At 50.7% G+C, this 21,685-nt stretch carries 19 protein-coding genes; 7 read left to right on the top strand and 12 right to left on the bottom strand.

Annotated elements, in window-relative coordinates:
• Positions 1-20 precede the first annotated feature (20 nt).
• Together tpiA and AC5JLP_RS33950 are read right to left on the bottom strand one after the other, a co-directional pair.
• Complete coding sequence (gene tpiA, locus AC5JLP_RS33955; protein ID WP_496072300.1) at positions 21-755, bottom strand: triose-phosphate isomerase; 735 nt, start codon at positions 753-755, stop codon at positions 21-23.
• Positions 756-959: 204 nt separating this feature from the next.
• Positions 960-1,325, bottom strand: a complete 366-nt coding sequence (locus AC5JLP_RS33950; protein ID WP_496072299.1) for a response regulator — start codon at positions 1,323-1,325, stop codon at positions 960-962.
• Positions 1,326-1,762: 437 nt separating this feature from the next.
• Between AC5JLP_RS33950 and AC5JLP_RS33945 the strand changes: the two genes are divergently transcribed.
• Together AC5JLP_RS33945 and AC5JLP_RS33940 are read left to right on the top strand one after the other, a co-directional pair.
• Entirely contained in the window at positions 1,763-3,127 is a 1,365-nt protein-coding gene (locus AC5JLP_RS33945) for an NAD-dependent succinate-semialdehyde dehydrogenase (protein ID WP_496072298.1), read from the top strand.
• Between the two features lie 402 nt (positions 3,128-3,529).
• Positions 3,530-5,176, top strand: a complete 1,647-nt coding sequence (locus tag AC5JLP_RS33940) for an acetolactate synthase large subunit (RefSeq protein WP_496072297.1) — start codon at positions 3,530-3,532, stop codon at positions 5,174-5,176.
• 212 nt (positions 5,177-5,388) lie between these two features.
• Here the strand turns inward: AC5JLP_RS33940 and AC5JLP_RS33935 are convergent, their stop codons facing one another.
• The 4 genes from AC5JLP_RS33935 to ilvD form a co-directional block, all read right to left on the bottom strand.
• Positions 5,389-5,739 carry a DUF1815 family protein gene (locus AC5JLP_RS33935; RefSeq protein WP_496072296.1) on the bottom strand — a complete coding sequence of 117 codons (351 nt, stop codon included), beginning with the start codon at positions 5,737-5,739 and terminating at the stop codon, positions 5,389-5,391.
• Between the two features lie 388 nt (positions 5,740-6,127).
• Positions 6,128-6,340: a DUF2839 domain-containing protein gene (locus AC5JLP_RS33930; RefSeq protein WP_496072295.1), complete on the bottom strand. Its 213-nt coding sequence runs from the start codon at positions 6,338-6,340 to the stop codon at positions 6,128-6,130.
• 187 nt (positions 6,341-6,527) lie between these two features.
• Entirely contained in the window at positions 6,528-8,120 is a 1,593-nt protein-coding gene (locus AC5JLP_RS33925; protein WP_496072294.1) for an ATP-dependent DNA helicase, read from the bottom strand.
• A gap of 248 nt (positions 8,121-8,368) precedes the next feature.
• Positions 8,369-10,081 carry a dihydroxy-acid dehydratase gene (gene ilvD, locus AC5JLP_RS33920; protein ID WP_496072293.1) on the bottom strand — a complete coding sequence of 571 codons (1,713 nt, stop codon included), beginning with the start codon at positions 10,079-10,081 and terminating at the stop codon, positions 8,369-8,371.
• A gap of 380 nt (positions 10,082-10,461) precedes the next feature.
• On the opposite strand from ilvD, the gene AC5JLP_RS33915 reads away from it, so the two are divergent.
• Together AC5JLP_RS33915 and AC5JLP_RS33910 are read left to right on the top strand one after the other, a co-directional pair.
• Positions 10,462-10,908 (top strand): guanyl-specific ribonuclease, encoded by a 447-nt coding sequence (locus tag AC5JLP_RS33915; protein ID WP_496072292.1) that lies wholly within the window; start codon positions 10,462-10,464, stop codon positions 10,906-10,908.
• A 2-nt stretch (positions 10,909-10,910) separates the two neighbouring features.
• Positions 10,911-11,348 carry a barstar family protein gene (locus AC5JLP_RS33910; RefSeq protein WP_496072291.1) on the top strand — a complete coding sequence of 146 codons (438 nt, stop codon included), beginning with the start codon at positions 10,911-10,913 and terminating at the stop codon, positions 11,346-11,348.
• An 8-nt stretch (positions 11,349-11,356) separates the two neighbouring features.
• Here the strand turns inward: AC5JLP_RS33910 and AC5JLP_RS33905 are convergent, their stop codons facing one another.
• Together AC5JLP_RS33905 and AC5JLP_RS33900 are read right to left on the bottom strand one after the other, a co-directional pair.
• Positions 11,357-11,791 carry a VOC family protein gene (locus AC5JLP_RS33905; protein WP_496072290.1) on the bottom strand — a complete coding sequence of 145 codons (435 nt, stop codon included), beginning with the start codon at positions 11,789-11,791 and terminating at the stop codon, positions 11,357-11,359.
• A gap of 33 nt (positions 11,792-11,824) precedes the next feature.
• Positions 11,825-12,136, bottom strand: coding sequence for a hypothetical protein (locus AC5JLP_RS33900; protein WP_496072289.1), 312 nt, complete (start codon positions 12,134-12,136; stop codon positions 11,825-11,827).
• A 307-nt stretch (positions 12,137-12,443) separates the two neighbouring features.
• On the opposite strand from AC5JLP_RS33900, the gene AC5JLP_RS33895 reads away from it, so the two are divergent.
• Together AC5JLP_RS33895 and AC5JLP_RS33890 are read left to right on the top strand one after the other, a co-directional pair.
• Positions 12,444-13,205 (top strand): TIGR00297 family protein, encoded by a 762-nt coding sequence (locus AC5JLP_RS33895; RefSeq protein ID WP_496072288.1) that lies wholly within the window; start codon positions 12,444-12,446, stop codon positions 13,203-13,205.
• Between the two features lie 291 nt (positions 13,206-13,496).
• Positions 13,497-15,230: a S8 family serine peptidase gene (locus AC5JLP_RS33890; RefSeq protein WP_496072287.1), complete on the top strand. Its 1,734-nt coding sequence runs from the start codon at positions 13,497-13,499 to the stop codon at positions 15,228-15,230.
• A gap of 168 nt (positions 15,231-15,398) precedes the next feature.
• Here AC5JLP_RS33890 and AC5JLP_RS33885 read toward each other — a convergent pair whose 3' ends face one another.
• Entirely contained in the window at positions 15,399-16,019 is a 621-nt protein-coding gene (locus AC5JLP_RS33885; protein ID WP_496072286.1) for an FMN-dependent NADH-azoreductase, read from the bottom strand.
• A gap of 209 nt (positions 16,020-16,228) precedes the next feature.
• Here AC5JLP_RS33885 and AC5JLP_RS33880 point away from each other — a divergent pair, with 209 nt between their 5' ends.
• Positions 16,229-16,600, top strand: coding sequence for a winged helix-turn-helix transcriptional regulator (locus AC5JLP_RS33880; RefSeq protein ID WP_496072285.1), 372 nt, complete (start codon positions 16,229-16,231; stop codon positions 16,598-16,600).
• 44 nt (positions 16,601-16,644) lie between these two features.
• Here the strand turns inward: AC5JLP_RS33880 and AC5JLP_RS33875 are convergent, their stop codons facing one another.
• The 3 genes from AC5JLP_RS33875 to AC5JLP_RS33865 all read right to left on the bottom strand — a co-directional run bounded on the left by AC5JLP_RS33875 (position 16,645) and on the right by AC5JLP_RS33865 (position 21,498).
• On the bottom strand, positions 16,645-17,532 hold the full coding sequence (locus tag AC5JLP_RS33875; protein WP_496072284.1) for an SDR family oxidoreductase: 888 nt from the start codon (positions 17,530-17,532) through the stop codon (positions 16,645-16,647).
• A gap of 162 nt (positions 17,533-17,694) precedes the next feature.
• Positions 17,695-18,591 carry an exodeoxyribonuclease III gene (locus AC5JLP_RS33870; RefSeq protein ID WP_496072283.1) on the bottom strand — a complete coding sequence of 299 codons (897 nt, stop codon included), beginning with the start codon at positions 18,589-18,591 and terminating at the stop codon, positions 17,695-17,697.
• A 3-nt stretch (positions 18,592-18,594) separates the two neighbouring features.
• A complete protein-coding gene (locus tag AC5JLP_RS33865; protein ID WP_496072282.1) occupies positions 18,595-21,498 on the bottom strand; it encodes a sensor histidine kinase in 2,904 nt (967 codons plus the stop codon).
• Between the last annotated feature and the right edge of the window lie 187 nt (positions 21,499-21,685).

Raw genomic sequence — 21,685 nt, 5'->3', positions numbered from 1 at the left:
TGCCGTTTTGTTGTGGTTGCCTATGAAGCGGCGGAAAAGTTGACAATCCGAGCAAAACTGTCAGGTTGGAGACTGGCCCCCCCTACAAGAGCCCCATCAATTTCAGGCTGCTGCAAAATTTCGTCGGCATTATCGGGCTTGACAGAACCACCATACTGAACAGGCACATCAGGATTGGTGAGTTTGCTTCGAATGAGACCAACGACACGATTTGCTTCGGCTGAGGCGCATGTATCCCCTGTCCCGATCGCCCAAATCGGCTCGTAAGCAATCACCAAATTGGTTTGGTCAATTTCTTTGAGACCATTGTCAAGCTGGCTAAAAATGACTGATTCAGTTTCACCAATATCCCGCTGTTGCTTGGTTTCCCCCACACACAAGATTGGGGTCAAACCAGCCGCCTGTGCTGTTCGTAAGCGCATATTGACGGTTTCATCCGTTTCACCAAAGTATTGCCGCCGTTCACTATGCCCGACGATGACATAGCGCACCCCAATCTCAGTCAGCATGGGGGCTGCCACTTCTCCGGTATAGGCCCCTGACGTCTCCCAGTGAACGTTTTGAGCACCAAGGCGAACCAAACTGCCGTGCAAAAACTGAGACATCTTGACTAACGCCGTAAAGGGGACGCAAAGCACGACCTCTCGATCGTCTGCAACGTCGTTGAGCTGAGGCATAAATCCTTGCAGAAACTCCATTGCTTCTGCTTGGGTTTTATACATTTTCCAGTTGCCAGCAATAACAATTTTTCGCACGGGTCGTTCGGTTGGGGTTGAATGCACAATTTACTGCATCATCCAGTCTAAGGCTTCTGGTGACCAACCGATCTAGTTTGACCAAGAGAGCGCTGAGAAACAGCGCACAGTGCGAAAAAGAAGCGCCTGCGAAGCCAGGTTGGCTCAACGTTTTGAGTTTCCAGGCTTCCTGATTTTTAAGCTTCAATTGGTGTAGTCAAGGTGCTAGGCGCACGATAACGTTGTTTGCTTTAACCAGCGCTCTACGGCGAGTTCTAAGTCTTCTAATAGGTAAGGCTTGCTAATGCAATCGTTGCAGCCTGCTTGCAGTAGCTTTCGGCAGTCGTCTACCCTCGCTAGAGCCGTAACCGCAATGACGGGAATATGCGCAGTGGTGACATGTTGTCTTAGACGATGCAGAACATCAAACCCGCTGAGGTCAGGCAGCAAGATATCGAGCAGAATCAGATTTGGCTGCAAAGTCTGGGCTAAAGCCAGCGCTGTTCTACCAGTTTGAGCCGTGAGCAGGGTGCGATCGCTCCGAGTGAGAATCTGGGTGACGAGTAGCAAATTGTCGTCATTGTCATCCACTGCAAGAATGCACGAAGTTGTGTGGGTTGATTGCGAGTTGAGGTGGCAAAAATCCATGCGTTCTGGTGGAAGAAATGGCGTTATGGCACGTAAACGAAGAGGGCTTTGGCGGAGAGATTATTTTTCGGTAGATTAGGTTAAGCAGATGTAACAAATCACCATGAAATGTGAATAACCCTACTCCTCTAGTCAATTCTAAGCGCAAATCTTAATTTTAGTTTAATTTTTGAGGTAGATTGACTGCCATTGTTTCGCCTTCGTCTTGCTGATGTTGCCAACGACGAACGTTGATCTTCGCTTTCACCAAACACCGCTAAGACCTTAGTTGATGAAACATTTTTAGCCGCAAGGCTTTGTACAGCCAAGTGAATTGAGAACGATCGCTGGTAGGGCACAATGAGCCACCATTAGGAGCACTTTAAAACTGGAGGACAACGATGGGCATTGCAACCGTTAATCCCGCTACGGGAGAATTTATCAAGGCGTTTGATGCGTTAACCGATGCAGAAATTGAGCACAAACTGGCGTTAGCGCAGCAAACGTTTGAGCAGTATCGCCATACCCATTTTGAGCATCGATCGCAGTGGTTGACCGCAGCAGCGAAGATTTTAGAGGCAGAAAAAGAGGCGTTTGGCAGAACCATGACGCTGGAGATGGGCAAACCATTGAAAGCCGCGATCGCAGAGGTCGAAAAATGTGCCCTGGTGTGTCGCTTCTATGCCGACCGTGCGGCTGAGTTTCTTGCGGATGTGCCCATTGAAACCGATGCCAGTAAAAGCTTTGTTTGCTATCAGTCGATCGGAACCGTTTTGGCGGTCATGCCCTGGAATTTTCCCTTTTGGCAAGTGTTTCGCTTTGCGGCTCCAGCCCTGATGGCGGGCAATGTGGGTTTGCTCAAGCATGCATCAAATGTGCCGCAGTCGGCATTGGCGATCGAAGACATTTTGCAGCGAGCAGGCTTCCCGAAAGGCGCGTTTCAGACCTTATTGATTGGAGCCGATCAGGTGGCAGCAGTAGTTATGGACGATCGAGTAAAAGCCGCAACGCTTACAGGTAGTGAACCCGCAGGTGCAAGCTTGGCAGCTACGGCTGGCAAACAAATTAAAAAAGTAGTGCTGGAATTGGGTGGTAGTGATCCATTTATTGTGCTGCCCAGTGCTGATCTAGAAACGGCGATCGCTACAGCGGTAACCGCACGCATGATTAACAATGGACAGTCCTGCATTGCTGCCAAACGCTTTATTGTGGCAGACCCAATCTACGATGAGTTTCAAACTCGGCTGGTGGAGAAGTATCAGGCACTTAAAGTAGGCGATCCTATGTTGCCGGACACTGATGTTGGGCCTTTAGCGACTCCTGGCATTCTCAAAGATCTGGATCAGCAGGTGCAGACCGCTTTACAGCAAGGCGCACGGGTACTAGTTGGTGGTAGACCGCTGGATGGCGTTGGAAACTTTTATCCACCAACGATTTTGACGGAGATTCCCGTTGATAGCTCCACCGCTCAAGATGAACTATTTGGCCCTGTAGCCATGCTGTTTCGCGTAACTGATCTTGACGCGGCTATTCAGCTTGCAAACAGCACTCCTTTTGGTTTGGGAGCCAGTGCCTGGACAACTGACGAAGCGGAACAGACTCGTTTAACGCACGAAATTGATGCTGGCTCGGTGTTTATCAACAGCATGGTGAAATCTGATCCACGCTTACCGTTTGGCGGCACCAAGCGATCAGGCTTCGGTCGTGAATTGAGCATTCAGGGCATTCATGAGTTTGTGAATATCAAAACGGTGTGGGTGAAGTAGAAAGACAGAGGGCAGAAGACAAAGGGCTAAAGGAGTTGTAAAGCTTTCGGCATGGCTTCGTTGGAGTAGTTGGTTGTTAGTTTTTAGAAAAAAGCTGATAGCTAACCGCTGACCGCTGAGCGCTTTTACTCGCATTTAAAGGGCAGGGCAGGGGAGTAGGCTAAGTAACTCTACTTACTGCCGCGTTTTTCTGTGGTGGTAATATCAGCGATACGCAACATTTTCCTTTTCATGACTGTGTTCCTTGTAACAAAATAGAATAGGAGCCTTTCTGGATCGTGTTAAGAAGGGGAGAGAACATCCCGAAGAAAGGCGCTGAAAGAGAAGTGGTTTCGCGATCGCGAAAGACGCATGACGATGGGGTGAAGGGAATACTTAGTTTTTGTGAAGGGGGTAACGGCTATGGGAGAGATGAATACGGCTGAACTACTGGTACGCTGCCTAGAAAATGAAGGTGTGCGCTACATTTTTGGGCTACCGGGTGAAGAGAATTTGCACGTGCTAGAAGCACTCAAACACTCATCGATTCAGTTCATCACCACTCGTCATGAGCAGGGGGCCGCATTCATGGCCGATGTGTATGGGCGGTTGACGGGCAAGCCAGGGGTTTGTCTTTCAACCTTAGGACCTGGTGCCACCAATTTAATGACTGGGGTTGCAGATGCGAATCTCGATCGCGCCCCCTTAGTCGCTATCACAGGGCAGGTTGGTACCGATCGCATGCACATTGAGTCCCACCAGTACCTCGATTTGGTGGCGATGTTTGCTCCCGTTACCAAATGGAATGCCCAAATCGTCCGTCCCAGCAATACCCCTGAGATTGTCCGCAAAGCGTTTAAGATTGCTCAATCCGAAAAACCAGGTGCCGTACATATTGATCTGCCAGAAAATATTGCAGCAATGCCTGCTCCCGGTAAGCCGTTGGTAAAAGACAACAAAGAAAAAACCTACGCTTCATTTCATAGCATTGAAAAAGCGGCTGACTTTATTTCTCAGGCAGAAAATCCGCTGATTCTTGTAGGCAATGGTGCCATTCGGGCCAATGCGAGTGAGGCGTTGACGGAATTTGCGACGCGGCTCAATATTCCGGTTGCTAATAGCTTTATGGGTAAGGGCGTCATTCGTTATACCCATCCCTTAGCGTTATGGGCTGTGGGGTTACAGCAGCGTGACTATATTAGCTGTGGCTTCGATCGCGCCGATCTGATTATTTGCGTAGGGTACGATTTAATTGAATATTCACCCAAAAAATGGAATCCTGATGGCACGATTCCGATTGTTCACATTGGGGCTATGTCCGCTGAGGTTGATAGCAGCTATATTCCGGTAGCCGAAGTGGTGGGTGATATTTCCGATTCGCTTCGAGAGATTTTGTACCGTGCCGATCGTGTCAACAAACCCGATCCCCACGCTCTAGAGTTACGCACGGACATCCGCAACGATTACGTGCAGTATGCTAAAGATGACGGCTTTCCCATCAAGCCCCAAAAAGTAATTTACGATCTGCGACAGGTCATGGCACCCGACGATATCGTTATTTCCGATGTGGGCGCTCATAAAATGTGGATGGCGCGGCACTATCACTGCGAGCAGCCCAACACCTGCATTATTTCAAATGGGTTTGCCGCAATGGGGATCGCGATTCCAGGCGCGATCGCGGCAAAACTGGTGCATCCCGATCGGCGAGTGGTTGCAGTGACGGGCGATGGCGGCTTTATGATGAACTGCCAGGAGCTAGAAACTGCGTTACGGGTTGGGACACCGTTTGTCACGCTAATTTTCAACGATGGCGGCTACGGGTTAATCGAATGGAAGCAGCAAAACCAATTCGGCAGTTCTGCCTTTATTAAATTTGGCAACCCTGATTTTGTGAAGCTGGCCGAAAGCATGGGTTTAAAGGGGTATCGCGTGGAATCGTGCCTAGATTTGATCCCCATTTTGAAAGAGGCACTGGAACAAGATGTGCCCGCTGTAATTGACTGCCCGGTCGATTATCGGGAAAATCTTCGCTTTACCCAACGCGCTGGCGATTTGAGTTGCACAATCTAATGACGCTTAAATAACATTGGGAATGGCCGCAGAGGCACAGAGAACGAAGAGTTGTCTTTGTTCCCTCCCTTTTCAGCGATCGATCGATTGAAGTCATTTCAGCAGAACGATCAGCGTTTTCCACGGCTTTTTGCTGCGATTTAAAGAGGCGCAACCAAGACCACCGTTAGAAACGCTGAATCTAGCGCTGCGTAGGCTGTTTGTCTTTTGCGTTAGTGAAAGCTTTCTGAAATAACCGCAGGTCGATAGTCAGACGGCTTGACCTTGTATTTCACCAAATTTGCCAACTCTTGAAGTTGGCTGATGGCTTCTGCGCCTTCTAGCTTCATCAGTTCTCGATCGTCTCGCATCTCAGTCCAGGTGATGCCGTAATCAGACACGAGGAAGCGAATGAGGTGGTTATCTGCCAGACTCACCATAAACGAGGCGCTATTCATCTGCCCGCCACAGGTATAGCAAGATGCCAGATAGCCTTGGCGCTCCAACACGGTGGCAAGTGCCTGAAGATTCATGACGAGATCTTGTACAAACTGACGGTGTTGCTCTGCAAGTCTTAAGAACACGATCGCCCTCCAATCACCACACCTAACCTTATACCTTTTTAATACTTTCTTAAGAGTTTCAGTTGTAAACGTTAGAAATATCTATCAATCGATGCAGCCTACAAGCTAAAATCCACGAATGCAAGGACTTTCCAGCCCTTGTCAGCTTAGAGGTGACCCCAGCCTTAAGGTTAGCGAAATAGCCAGGAAAGAAAGTATTCAGAAAGACACTCACTTAAAAGTTTACGTCTGCCCACTAACCTTTGTAGTGCACTCTGCGAACCATAGCTGAACACAAACAGGAAGCTATGGCTTCTGTGACTCCAATCGCTTAAAAAAGTTCCCTAGTTTGAGACATTTGAAGTCTAAACTAATGTAACAAATATTGGCTTGTGTTGGTTGCTGACAACTAATCCACCTGCCACCACCCAAAAGCCGGACCGACGAAACGAATCGTAATCCAAACGGCAATCAGCGCCCCAATGCCAATCCATGCGCCTTTTGTTGATAGCTGCACAAACTGATTGGCCTGAGTTTTTGTGATTGGCAACCATGAAAAAATGTGATCTTCTTGACCGTATTTTTCTCCTAAAGCTTCTTTCCGCCGCTTTGATTCGCCCATAACTGTTACACACACGACACTCAACTTCTTGATTTTAGTGGAAAGACAACCCATTGTTGCTTGATCTTTCTAAAGCAATCGGAACATAAGTTGACCTTACTGGGAAGCAAACCGCATCGCTGTTCTCCTTGATGCCTTGCAAATTCATGCGGCACTTGCCACTGAGCAATAAGGCGCGTAGTGCTCCTTAATCTAAAATTGAATAGTTTGACTGTGAAAACAAGTTGGGTTCAAGATAGTTGAGGCGTGCGACGGGATGTAGGGCGTTCAGGACTTGCTGTCCATAGTTGCGGTGAACGACCCGGCTATCGAGCAAGGCAACAATCCCTTGATGGTCGCGGACAGGAGCGATCGCGCGCTGTAGCTCTGACAACGCTTCTGGCAGTAGATACAGGCGAAACCAATCTTGCCGCAGCTTTTTGTAGTAAGCGACTCGTCCAGCAACCAACGGGTTTTCGAGTGAGGGAATGGGGAGTGTGGCGATCGCCAGCAAGTGAGGTGCAGGCAAAACGCTTTGATGCTGCCGCCAGAACTCCCAACCAGCCACCAGTACTCCGTTGTCATCTAAACAGGTACGCTCAACCTGCACTCTCGAACCAAACTCTGATGCCAAGGCAGAGCCAACTTGTGCTTTGAGCGGCACATCATCCACTAACAGAACGGTCAGCCCGTTCATGCCTGAGCTAACCCTGAGTAACGAGTGCATTTCTCGAATGAGCGCCCACTGAAACTCTGGCGTATTGGGCATTGGCATCCGCTCAGGTAAATAAAGCTGGATGAGTTCATCCTGGCGATCGGGCGTAAACTTCAAGCACGTCAGATCATCCAGTCCCAACCGTTGACGGTAGACAGTCGCTTCCGCATCGACATCGAGCGCACCCCCAATCAGGATGACCGATTGCTGCGACCAGAGGGATGCTAACTCGGTTGAAACGGAAACGGGGCCACAGTGAAGGGTGAATTGCCCCTGACGACGCGAAATATCTGCCCAAAGAAGCTGATGATCAAGCTGTAAGGCTCGCCCAAACCTTTCCCAGACAGTTGGTAAAGCTTGAGCCTCTGCTTCAGGCGCAGAGCGGTGTGAGTCTTGAGATTGTGGGTCTTGAGACTGTGATTCTTGAGCGTGTAAATCTTGGAAGAGCGCTGCCAGCACCTTTTGCTCAAAGAGTTCCAGCAAGCAGCATTCGTAGGGATTAGCTGGGCGTTGAAAGATGGAGCTTGTAAGCTGAACACGGGCATCTCGAATGGCTTCCGTATGACTGGGACAGGCAAGCATCAACTCATCCCAGTCTGCTGGCTGAATATGCGTGGTCAACTGATCAAACGCCCAGGCTTCCAAGTCATCCACACCATCAAAAATCGTTGGCAGCCCCTCTGGAAAGCGCCTTTGCTGATAGAGCCGATCGCTCAACCAGGCTTCTGGTGTGGTTAATAACAGCCCTTGAAAGTCTGCACTGGGAATACGATCGCCAGTACGAATGGCTTTTGATGTTTGAATGCAAGTACGCAGTTGCGGAATTTCAACCATGAGCAACCGCTGCTGCACTGCTTCAGTCGCTACCAGGACAACAGGGCCTTGCCACATGAGTACTGGAACCAAGTAACTCAGCCTGTAGCGTCCGTGGTAGCGCGAAAGCGCATCTGTTTGCATCAGTGCACTGCGACCCAGGCGTAAAGCACGCGCCACCAACCGCGCCATTGTTAGATGATGCGACCAATAGGGCTTTCCTTGCTCTCTCAGAAAAGCTCGGAGTTGTTGGTGGACTTCTACCTCAATCACGAATCTTCAGTTCTCTCATGTTGGGTGACTTCATTTTGACACAGATGCTGGGCTGACCCTAGAAGGAGATGATTCTAAGGCTCAGTCCTAAATACGGTCGCGATCGTGCAAGAGGAGAGACCGTCTTCGCATGCAGGAGGGAGCGGCATGGCCGACGAGATCGCTGCTAGCCATGTAGATGGTTGACCTTTTCGTAGGGACGTTATGGGTAGCATGCCTACAAAAGGAACTTTACCCGCCGTCAGCCGCTACAGGTTGAGATCTGTGACCGCACCAAGGCTACTGGAGGAGACAAGCTTGGCGTATTTTGCCAACACTCCTGTTGTGTAGCGGGGTTTGGGCGGCTGCCACTGAGCACGACGACGATCGATCTCGGCATCGGCAACATTCAATTGGAGCAGACGGGCATGGGCATCAATCGTGATGGAGTCGCCTTCCTGTACCAGGGCGATCGTGCCACCGACGTAGGCTTCGGGTGCCACATGACCCACGACCATCCCGTAGGTGCCACCAGAAAAGCGTCCGTCAGTGATCAGCCCGACTGAATCACCCAAGCCTGCGCCGATGATGGCAGATGTGGGTGCCAGCATTTCGCGCATACCGGGTCCACCTTTGGGACCCTCATAACGAACGACGACAACATCGCCTGCACTGATTTTGCCTGCCAGAACTGCTTCGAGACAAGCTTCTTCAGATTCAAAAACGCGAGCGGAACCTGTAATTTGAGGATTTTTGACTCCGGTGATTTTGGCGACAGCTCCTTCACTAGCCAGGTTGCCCCGCAAGATTGCCAGATGGCCTTGTGCATAGAGTGGCTTGTCCCACGGACGAATCACATCCTGATCAGGGCGAGGCTCATCGGGAATATCCTTCAGCAACTCGGCAATGGTTTGTCCAGTAATGGTGACGCAATCATCATGCAGCAACCCGTGTGTCAGCAGCATTTTCATAACCTGGGGAATGCCACCTGCTTTGTGGAGATCAGTTGCCACATAGCGACCAGACGGTTTGAGATCACAAAGAACGGGTACTCGACCCCGAATGGCTTCAAAGTCGTCAAGAGTGAGGGGGACGTTGGCTTCATGAGCGATCGCCAAGAAGTGTAGCACCGCATTCGTGGAGCCGCCGATCGCCATGATGACCGCGAGTGCATTCTCGATGGATTGGCGCGTAATGATCTGACGCGGTAGGCGTTGGTGTCGAATGGCATCCAGCAGCACAATGGCAGACTTCTCGGCACTATCCGCTTTTTCGGCATCTTCCGCTGCCATTGTAGAGGAATACATCAGGCTCATGCCCATCGCCTCAAATGCCGACGACATGGTGTTGGCGGTGTACATCCCACCGCAGGAACCTGCACCCGGACAGGCATTGCGCTCGACAGCCAGCAGTTCTACTTCAGGGATTTTGCCTGCGCTGTACTGTCCAACGGCTTCAAAGGAACTCACAACGGTGAGATCGCAGCCGTTGAAGTGACCCGGCTTAATGGTGCCACCGTAGACAAAGATGGCAGGAATATTCATCCGCGCCATCGCCAGCATCGCACCCGGCATATTCTTGTCGCAGCCGCCGATCGCCAGTACGCCATCCATACTCTGGGCACTGCACGCGGTTTCGATCGCGTCGGCAATGACTTCCCGCGACACCAGCGAGTACTTCATGCCTTCAGTGCCCATCGAGATCCCATCGCTGACGGTAATGGTGCCAAAGGTCTGGGGCATCCCACCCGCCCCGCGAATGCCTGTTTCTGCCCGTTTGGCTAACGGTTCAATGCCCATGTTGCAGGGAGTAATGGTGCTGTGCCCACTGGCAATGCCAATAATCGGCTTCGTAAAATCCTCATCCTTAAAGCCCACGGCTCTCAGCATGGCGCGGTTGGGCGATCGCTGGACTCCCTGAGTCACCGTGCGACTTCTCAAGTTTTGGGGTAAGGATGATGCGGACGAAGAGGGTTCAGACATGCTCGATGTTTCCAGTAAAAAGGGCGATTAGCTGTCAGCGTTCAGCGGTCAGCCTTCAGCGATGAAAGTGATAAGCGGAGTCGGGTAGCTAGGGCTTACGCACTTGAGGTCTAAACTTAGATCCCCCCTCACCCTCCTTAAAAAGGGGAGAATGCCGAAGGCTCCCTTAAAAGCGGTTTGGGGAATTTCTTCTGCGTAAGCCCTCGTCGATTGTGTTGGGATGACTGCCGCTCCTCTCCAATTCTCCCAGAACATTGGGCGATTGTGTCAGCGCGAGGGTTGGCATAGAGACATGAAGCCACGTTACGGAATGGGGCGATCGCTCTTTTGCACGGTTATTTTAGCAACAGTCAGTTTCTCTTTGCGATGTTGAGTGCGCCATGTCAGTGAATCAGCGCTTTAGCAGACGGATGCTTCGCTACGTCGGTTTTTTTGCGGCAATGCTTGCCTTGATTGGATTGACAACGGTTTGGCAGGTCAAGGCACAACCAGAACCACATCAAGGGCAGATGGCGCAAACTCAGACGACGATCGTCGCGCGTAATGCTCCGTCAATCCCGGTTGTGTCTATCAATCGGTTGCCACCCGAAGCGCGATCAACCATCAACCTGATCAGGCGGGGTGGTCCGTATCCCTACCCCAAAGACGGAACGGTGTTTCGCAATCGAGAGCGACGGCTACCGCAGGCAGCGACAGGCTATTACCAGGAATACACCGTGAAAACGCCAGGAGTCAGGCATCGAGGAGCGCGGCGAATTGTCACCGGGCAGGGAGGCGAAATCTACTATACTGGCGACCACTACGCCACGTTTGTGAGGGTGCAGTAACGATGGATAACTTGATTGCAGTCCTCAAGGGTACGTCCAGCCCTGGACTTTACACGCTGGAAACGCCCATCAGTACAGATGAACTCGTCACCTTGAGCCAGAAGCATGGTGCTCGCCTGTTCTCTCTAAATGGTGCAGGGATCAGCAATAAAGCAGAATTTCTGCACGCGATCGCAACCGCTCTGTCCTTTCCAGACTACTTTGGGCAAAACTGGGATGCCCTGGAAGATTGCCTCACAGACCTCGACTGGCTGGAGGGCGATCGCCTTGTTTTGCTGTACGACCAGCCCGATCGCTTCGCCCAAGCCGACTCATCTGAATGGTTAGTGGCACTGGATATTTTGAGATCGACTGTGGATTACTGGCTTACGAACGATCGTGCGTTCTCTGTCTTCTTCAAAGGCAGCAACACCAATTTGGTTGGGCTAGAATCGCTTTGAGAAAAGCTTTAAACGCCTACAGCATCCCCAATTTGAGTAAAGTCACGGCTCCCAAAAATCGCTTCCGGATGGCGGTAAAACTTAAACTCCATCAGGTTGTAAAACGGGTCTTGCAGAAAGAATGTGCGATGCTCTAGCGGTAAGCCCGGAAACCGATGTTTTGCTTGCTGGTAGAAGGTCAGGTTGTGCTGGCGCGATCGCTCTAACAACGCTTCCCACTCGGCTTCTGCGGTAAAAATTAGCCCAAAGTGTCTGGGGTAGATGCCTTTTTGGGGTGTCAGCGGCTCATGTACCACATGGGCAACGAGTTGATGCCCGTACAGATCGAGAATGACGGACTCTGAATTTTCGCGCCCAACGCCACAGCCCAAACCACCAGCGTAGAAGGTTTTTGTCTGAGGAATATTGCTGACCGGGAAGGAAAGGTGAAAGAGGGGAGGCATGAAGAAGATGGGGGATGAAACGTTTTCGTATTCCTACTTGAGTGAAGACGTTGATTGGCGTAGCAGGAGGACGGAAGCAAGCAGTGTGAAGACGAAATAAGTTCCTAAAACCATGTTGCGAAGCTGCCAGACAAGCGGTTGGTTCGTTGACAGCGATCCGCCTTCAGTTAATTCTAGAGAGCCGTTTCGCATCACCATGCTTGTATTGTCAGCAGCAAACCCCTCAAACCGAACAGCTTCTTTGGGTGGGCTTGGTGCCAAGAAAAGCATCCCAAGCGTTCCCACACAGACGCTCACGCTTAAGACGAGACCCAGATAGCCGACCGTTTTCTTGAAGGTATTCATACTGACACGGATTATGACTGAGTGAAGGTTCCAACGTTTTAACTAGGGGCTGTCATCAATTACGACTACACACCACTTGCAGCAGGGGTCCAGCCCCTAGCTTGTTTGTTGGGACGGGCGCGACAATACTGATACCACAAGCTTTCGAGCTGAACTGATGACGCGCCCTAGAACGGTTTTAGCATTCTTCCATCATGATGTGCTGCAATCTTTATCTGGTTTCTCTTGACGGCGATCGCTGACGATTCCTCTGCCTTTATCTTCTATCCTTTATGGAATATCCTTTTCTTTTACCTTCCTAACTTTTGTGATTTTTGCAGTTGTCCTGAATACGGTTCTGCTGGCGATCGTCTGGTTCCTGCCCAAAAAACTCTTGACCCCGGCTGGCATTATCCACGCCTGGATTTTAGGCGTACTGATATGGGTTTCCTTAGGCTTGCGGGGGTACGCGGTCGTAGCATTCTACTTCGTGGTGGGATCGGCGATAACGCGGGTTGGCATGGCACAAAAAGAGGCAGCGGGCATTGCGGAGAAGCGATCGGGTGCGCGCGGTCCAGAGAACGTGTGGGGATCAGCGTTAACAGGAGCCTTGTGCGCGATCGGCAGTTTCCTGTTCTCTTTATTTTTTCCTGCTGCTGAAGTTAGGTGGTTAGTAGCGCTGTTGCTGTTAGGCTATGTAGCAAGTTTTAGTACCAAATTGGCAGACACCTGCTCTAGTGAAATTGGTAAAGCGTATGGCAAGCGGACGTTTTTGATCACCACGCTCAAGCCTGTACCGCGTGGCACCGAGGGAGCAGTAAGTTTGGAAGGGACGCTGGCAGGAATTGTGGCATCGGTGGCGATCGCGCTAGTCGGCTGGGGCGTGGGACTGATTCCCCTCTGGCAAGTTGCCGTTTGCGTGGTGGCAGCCTTCGTTGGCACAAACCTGGAGAGTGTGATTGGGGCAACATTGCAACACCGCTTTGCCTGGTTAACCAACGAAGTCGTCAATATTCTAAATACGCTAATTGGGGCGATCGTTGCCATGTTGTTGGTTAAGGGGCTGCAAGTATCAAACCTGGTTCTTTAGAGAAAACAAACCCTTTGAATCTAACTCTTCAGGTAGATAGAGCAAGACCAAATTTTTAGTGAAACTTTCAGTGATCGCCAGTTATTCATGACTTACTCAGCTAAGCTCTTTAACCCCTTTTTGCAGGGGACGAAGAGAGTGCTAGATGAACGTTTCGCGAACGAGCTTTCAAGTTCTAAGCGCGTAAGTCCCATTAATTATTTAGTTGTTGATTAGTTTTTCCTGTTGTTAGACACTTACCACTTCATGTTTACTGTGTCATCCAGAGTTTTAAAGATTACCATTTGAGTTATGTTGTCTGACGCTTCTACCAAACAAACTTTAGCCAACGCAATAGTACCTGGATCAAGCCTTGTTGCAGGCACTATTTCTACGACGATCGATCGCTATCTCCAGAGCAAAATTAACGATAGTGTTTTGAGCTATCACAAGCCGCATGCCTCTTACACTCCTCAGTCGCCAACTGTCAGTACGAAGGCAGCACTGGGTACGTTCAACGATGTAGCCAGTCAACAAGCTTTTAGTCATAGCTCGCCTACGTTAGAGGCAACAGGCAAATCAGGTTGGATTCATGCTGTGATGACAGCGATCGAGCAACGACCGCTGACGCCAGGTACATACTCGGTACAGGTGAATGAGCCCACCAGTGGCTCTAGCAGCGTCCTGAGCCTTCTACCATCGGCGGCAGCAACGGCAACAGGACACACACTAGCAACGGCGGTTAGCCTGAATGTGGAAAATACTACTCAGACAGTGATTGGCGCTGTAAAAACGGCTGCTACCGATGCTTACTATCGCTTTACCCTCAGCACAACCAGTCATCTCAATCTATCTTTAAGCAATCTGACAGCAGATGCAGACCTACAACTGCTTCAGGACACCAATAATAATGGTGTCGTTGATCTTGGTGAAGCGATCGCCGGATCATCTCAACCCGGTACGCAAGCAGAGTCGATCGACACGGATCTCACGGCTGGCACTTACTTTATCCATGTTTATCAATATAGCGGTGACACGAGTTACACCCTGAGCGCTGCCTCTTCGCCGATTCCCCAGCCTCTAGGCTATGACAAGACCTATGGCTATGGTTTAGTGAACGCAGGTAGCGCCGTTACGGACGCGATTGGGCTGAGTCCGCTAACACACGTTTTGAGTACAGGCAGTAATGCCTGGGAGCTTAACCAGGTGAACGCACCGACTGCTTGGGCGCAGGGTTACACAGGGCAAGGTATTGTTGTGGCAGTGGTAGATACAGGCGTTGATATTACTCATCCTGACCTGAAGGACAATATTTGGACGAATGCCAAAGAAATTTCTGGCAATGGCATTGATGACGACAAGAATGGCTTTGTGGATGACATCAATGGTTGGGATTTTGTGGATCGAGACAATACTCCCCTCGACCTCACTGGGCATGGAACACATGTTGCTGGCACGATCGCCGCAGCGCGAAATGATATTGGCGTAACGGGTGTTGCCTACAACGCAAAGATTATGCCTGTTCGAGTGATTGGCTCCGATGGCGGTAGCGATCTCAATATTGCGGCTGGTATCCGCTATGCTGCAGAGAATGGAGCCAACGTGATTAATCTCAGTTTGGGAGGCAGTGCCTCAACCGCGATCGCCGATGCTGTGCAGTACGCCAGTCAAAAAGGCGCTCTGGTTGTCATGGCATCCGGCAACGATGGAGGCAATCAACCCGTCTCGCCCGCGAATTTAGCAACCCAATGGGGTCTTGCTGTCGGCGCAACCGATATCAATCAACAGGTCGCGACCTTCTCCGATCGCGCAGGAGCCATTCCACTTCACTACGTCGTTGCTCCGGGCGTGAATGTCGTTTCCACCACACCCAACAACACTTACCAGAGTTACAGCGGGACATCAATGGCCGCACCTCATGTTTCTGGCGTTGCCGCTCTAGTTCTCAACGCGAACCCTAAACTGACGCCCACTCAAATAACGAGTTTGCTCACAGCCGATGCTACAGTCCAGGGCTTGACCGTAGCTACAAGTACCGTAGCTTAGACTTAGACAGGACTTACGCAAATTCTCTAAAACGAGCCCCCCAGTCCCCAGATTTGGGGGCGACTGCGTAAGTCCTATTGGAGTGAAAGCCTTCTCCGTAGTTGACACGATCGACGAGGGAGAAGATATTTCACAGCAGGGTTTAGTCAATGTCTCTCGACCTGTGCTTTACCAGGTTGCGATCGCCGTTTGAATGGCAGCATGGGCACTTTCTAGGGATTTTTCTCTCGTCTCGTCACCCAGATTCAGCCCATCGGCATAAATAAAGCTAACATCTGTAACTCCGATAAAACCTAAGATAGCACGCAGGTAGGGCTCGTGGAAGTTGTAACCGCCTGTTTCGCTGCCTAGTCGAAAGGTGCCGCCCTGAGCCGTGATGATCAGCGCTTTTTTGCCCTCTATCAGACCCTTATAACCCGTTGGCTCTACGGCAAATGTGCGACCTATCCGCACAATTTGATCAATGTACGCCTTGAACGTGGACGGGACGGACAGATTGTACATGGGTACCCCAAACACATAGCGATCGGCAGCAAAGAGTTCGTCAACCAACACATCCGAGGTTTGAATGGCTTCTGTCAGTTCAGGCGTGTGGGTCTCTGGTGGTGAAAACGCTGCTGCTACCCATGTTTCGGTGACGTGGGGAACGGGGTGGTGACCCAAATCTCGATAGGTCAGCACGTCTTCTGGGTGTGCTGTATGCCATGCGGCAATAAATTCGTTAGACAGGGCGCGTGAAATCGAACGCTCAGCGCGGGGGCTGGCATCCACATGCAGAATATGAGCCATAAAGGTTTCCTGGTGGGAGTAACTGGAATAGTTGAACTGCGTCTGCAAGGTGCAAACTGTCGAGACCGTCAGCTTGCCTGATCTCGCTAACAAAGCGTTACACTGTTCATATTAAAGGGAGCCACTTTCTTTTGAGAAGTAGTTTCCCCAAAGTAACTAGTAGCCTTTAATTAAGCATCCTTTAGCACCGATCGTTGTTGCCCAGTCCAATGCATGAACTTTCTCCCCCGCCTGACGATCCCAAAGCGGTATGTCCCATTAACACGCTGATGTCCGTACTGTCTGGTCCGTGGACGCTTTACCTCCTCTGGGTTTTGAGTACCAAAGGACCCCAACGCTTTGGCGAACTGCGACGACAAATTAACGGCATCTCTACCAAAGTGCTCACCGAACGCTTGCGGATGTTGGAAGCAGAAGGTATCGCCTACCGCGACTACAAGCCGACCATTCCCCCCGAAGTGACCTACGGCTTAACGGCTAGAGGTGGCGAACTGATGGAAATTCTTGACCAACTCGCTAGCCTGGCAAACCGCTGGTACGGCGAAGCTCCGTCAAATGAAGGCGATCGGCAGAGGGGATAGGGGACAGGGTTTAGGGTACTGTCTCCATAACGTTCCAAGGATGCCTAAACGCCTAAATAACGCCGCAGAAACGTTTCTAACGGTTCGAGCTGAATGTTAAAGGTTGATTCCAGACGCTCAGTTTCGGCTGCTGTGGTGAAGAATTCGTTTGCCAGCAGTGTCCGGAAGGTACCCAGGCTAGAACGCAGTTTGGGGTTAAAGAGACCAATCGCGTTGCGTAATCCATCTACCGCTAGAAGGGGAGGATTCAGCAGAAACGGCTCACGGTTGAAGATGTGGCTAAAAATCTGGGGAATGTCTTCGCGCTTGAGAATTTCTGGCCCACCCACTGCAAAGATTTGATTGTGTGCGCCTTCTGCTGAAACGGCGGCGATCGCCAGTCGCGCTAAATCATCGGTACTGACGATCGAGGTACGACTCAGGGGATCACCAATCAGCACATACAAACCCGTCTGCCGGAACTGTTCTGCCAGAGATAACAGGTTTGAAGCAAAGCCAGATGGTCGCAGAATGGTGTAGCTTAAGCCACTCGTTTGTAGATACTTCTCAACTTCTCGCTTTGCTTTGAATACAGGCGCGTCTTCGTAGCCTCGATCAACACCCAGGACGGAAATAAAAACAAAGTGCTGCACTCCGGCTGCTTTGGCTTGGTCAATCAGTTCAATACTTGCCTGGTAGTCAATCGTTTCCGCATCGCCGTTAGATGTCTCGCCAGAACCGTGTGCACTGATGACGTACTGAATGCCCTGACAGGCTTTATGCAGATCTCGTTCGCGGCGTAGATCACCAATAAAGATCTCAGAACCGCGATTTTCTAGCTCGGCATAGCGGGCATCCAGGCGCACGAACGATCGCGCAGACACATCACGCTCTCGCAAGAGTCGCACAATGCGACGACCCAGATCTCCAGTGGCTCCAGTAACTAAAAACATGAGTAGTTTTTGATTGTTAGTTTTTGGTTGCTCGACAAACAATAACAACGCTGTCGATATTAACTTAGGAGAAAGGGTCGATCCTCGACCCTTAAGAGGATTTCTGAGAAGTTACGCTTCTCTCGTGTAACGGCAGCAACTAACAACTGCTTTTGCACCGATCTAAAGTTCGACCCAAACTGGGACATGATCGCTGGGTTGTTCGAGTTTGCGAGGTTCTGGGTTGATCGCACAGGCGATCAACCTCGTATAAAGATCTGGTGTCAAGTAAATGTGGTCAATTCGCCAACCAAGATTGCGCCGAAACGCGGCTGCACGGTAATCCCACCAGCTAAAATTACCGCCATCTGGGGTGAATTTGCGAAAGGCATCGGCCAGTCCAATGTCTAAAACGGACTGTAATGCTTGCCGCTCCAAATCAGTAGCCATAACCATTTTCTCGCGCCCCGTTGGGTCATGGATGTCAATATCTTCGAGCGCAATATTAAAATCGCCGCAGATGAGAAGGGATTGGGGAGCGGGGAGTGAGGTGGAGTTTTGAGTTTTGAGTTTTGCTTCCCCTGCTTCCCCTTGCCCCCCTGCCTTCTGCCCCCTACCTCCTAGCATTTGCACGTAGTCCCGCAATGCCTCTAACCAACGCAATTTGTAGGCGTATTTTTCGCTACCCACTGAGGAGCCGTTAGGAACGTAAAGGTTCAGAATGCGAACGTCGTCGAGGACACCTGTAATAACCCGTTTTTGCTCGTCCAGGTCGATCGCGCCTTCTCCTAATAAGGGCGCAAACCCGGTGCTAACTTCACTGAGAGGTTGCCGACTGAGGAGAGCAACCCCGTTGTAGCTTTTCTGCCCAGAAATATACGCGCGATAGCCCAAATCAGCAAACCGCTGTTGAGGAAAGCCGTCATCCATGACTTTCGTTTCTTGTAAGCACAGCACATCGACTGGATTTGCTTGCAGCCAGTTCACAACATGGTGTAGGCGTGTGCGAATTGAGTTTACGTTCCAGGTCGCAACTTTCATGATTGAATTAACGCGATCGGCTTCATGAGAATACAGCAATCTTCAACCCAACGCGCTAGGAAATTGCAAGACAAAACAGGTCTGATGCCTGCCACTCTCCACCCAAATGTTACCGTCTAACCGTTCTACCAGTTTTTTGACCAGAGCTAAGCCAAGGCCGGTACCACCATGCTTCCAGGGATCGTTGTGGGGAATGCGATAGAACTTGTCAAAAATACGATCGCGCTCGGTAACCGGAATTTCAACGCCTGAGTTTGTGACGGTGATGGTAATGGTGGCACGATCGCTGGGCCAGTCGAGCAGGTGTTTGGCTGAGTGGCGCTCCTCTGGCAAGAGAACTGTATGCGCACTAAGTGAAACAGCTTCGCCACGGGGGGTATATTTGCAGGCGTTGTTTAATAGTTCGCTGATCACACGCTCCAGGTAAGAAAAGTCGGTTGTCATTGCTGGTAAGTCTGGAGCCACTGTGATCGCTAGCGTCTGCTGTTGGGCTTTAGTACGCTCAAGGAACGGTTCAGCTAGATGCAGCAACCACGTTTGAAGCTGAAGTGTAGAGAGAAACAGCGGATCTCGTCCCGAATCAAGCCGAGATAGGTCGAGTAAGTCATTGATCAGTTGAATCTCACGTTCGCCTTCATCTTTCAAAATCTGAAAGTAGCGGCTGACTTTTGGGCCAGCGATCGAATCAACCGTGAGTGCTTCAGGCTCATGGTTTAGCTTGCCGTCCTCCCGGTTAAATAAGATGACTTCAAGCATCTGGGTTGCCATTTTAATGTTGGACATGGGAGTGCGCAGTTCGTGGGAAACCGTACTGAGAAAATCATCCTTCAACTGATTGAGGCGTTCTAGCTCAATGACCTGCGTCTGGGCCGCTTGATAAAGGCGCGCCTGACGAATAGCGATCGCGCATTGATTGGTCACCTGCTTTACCAGGCGAATATCCATCTCGCTAAAACTGTCGTCTCTGGAGCGAAAGAGCCATAAATCGCCAATCATCTCTAGTTGCACATCCGCTTGCCGGGTCTCAATCGTTAGATCCGCTTCGATGGCAATAAAAATGGGACAGGCAAGAATCGTATATTTCGTCTGAATGGGCCGAACAGTATTGGAGAACTCTGACAACGGGCAAAACTGAAGATGCTGTCCCCGTATCATTTGACCGTAAATGGCTGGTTCGTTTGCGATCGAAAGCTGTTTTCCCAGTGCTGTGGGTAAATCGTGGCAAATATGCTCAGCGGTAATCGTTAACACTTGTCGATCGACGTCATACAGGCCACCACTACAACCGTAAAGTTGCAGTCCGATCGCCAATTCCTGCACAACCCTTTGAAAAATTTGGGTTTCGTCTAAACTGTCGCGCACGCTGTCAGTAATGCGCTTGAGTAACGCTTCATACGCCAGGGCTTGCTGAAGTTGATTAATATGCTCCCGAATTTGACCTTTGAGCACCCCATTAAGTTGCTGCACCTGCTGAAACAACTCCGACTGCTGGATGGCGATCGTCAGTTGCGTTGCGAGTTGTGTAAGCAGCTCTGCTTCCCAGACCTGCCACGCTCGTGGAGCATCACACTGATTGACAATCAACAGCCCCCAGAGGTGTTCACCGATCCACAGAGGCAGCAGCATATGGGCTTTTACCTGGTACCGTACCAAAACATCCACGTAGAGTGGTTCTAACCCTGCCTTTTGAATATCGGCAATCACGGTTTGCCCGTTCTTGTAGCGGATTTTAAACGCGTCGATCGTCATGCGAGGGTCATGAATGACTTCACCGAGCAGCGATCGCCACGAGTCGCCGACTGATTCAACCGTAATGACACCCGTGCTATCCGGCTGATAGCGATAGATCATCACCCGATCAGCTTTTAGCAGGCTCCGTACTTCATTGACAGTGGTGTTGAGAATATCATCCAAATGCAATGATTGCCGAATGCGTTGGGCAATCGCGCTAAACAGGCGATCGCGCTCGGCCTGCTGTTTAATTGCTTCTTCCGCTCGTTTTCGTTCATGCAGTGCGGCTTGCCGCGCGCTTGCATCCATGATCAGCGCGTAGTAGCCCTGCACCTGTTGGTGGGCATCGACATCTGGCACCAGGACACCGCTTACATAGCGATGTCCCCCAAAGCTGTAGGGTAACGCCATTTCATAAGTTGTGGTTTCGCCAGCCAGTGCCCGATCGACGTGCCCTTGAACTAAGGCATAAGCAGCTTCACCCAATACCTCAGACAAGTGCTTGCCGCATAGCTCTGCTACCGTCAGTCCAAACCAGGTTTCATAAGTTTTGTTTGCAAATTGCAGCCGTCGATCGCGATCGACGTAGGAAATGCACACGGGCAGCGAGTCTGTAATCAGCTTGAGGCGCTCTTCACTGCGTCGTAACGCGGCTTCAGTTTGCTTCAAGGCGGTAATATCTAGCACAACGCCATCAAGCCAAAGGCCCTTACCGTCTGCATTGTAAACACCGTGGCCCTGCTCACAGACCCAGACTATTTGCCCATCGGCGCGGATGTTGCGATACTCCAGCATGAAGGGCTGTTTGGCTGCAATCGCCGCCCTAATCGTATGATTGACGTACTCTAAATCATCAGGATGGCAAATTTTGTTGAAGCTCTGCGCCTGATTTTGGATAAAGGCCGCTGCTGGATAGCCAGAGAGGTTGGCGATCGCGTCGCTGATGAAGGCGATCGTCCAATCATCGTCAAACGCAGCGCGGTAAACAGCACCAGGAACGTTATTCACGAGGGTTTTAAACTGCTCTTCGCGCTGACGCAAGATGGCTTCTGTCTGCCGATGTGCTTGAAGCTCTGCTCGTAGCCGTTCATTTTCTTGCTGTAGAGCCTCTATACGGGCCTGTGCCTGCTCGTCTTGAGTCTCACCCAGTGGCTGCGGCAAAGCGATCGCAGTGGTTTCCTCTAATTTTTGCGGTTGTCGAGGCCGTTTTGTCATGCGTTTGCTCTCTCAATGAGCACAAGCGGTCTAGCGATCGGGTTGCTTTGATGGGCGTAAACTTCAATGTCGCGCTTTGAAGCAAGAATGCTACGTCGTGCCTCTATGCAGACGCAAACGCTCAGCCCCCAAACCTTCAACCTGGCTTCTAACGTTCTAATGCCACGTTCCTCACCCTAATGTAGCC

The sequence above is a fragment of the Stenomitos rutilans genome, from assembly GCF_059505485.1.
Note: the sequence above shows the minus strand (reverse complement) of the source record. Positions and strands in the feature narration are given on the sequence as shown.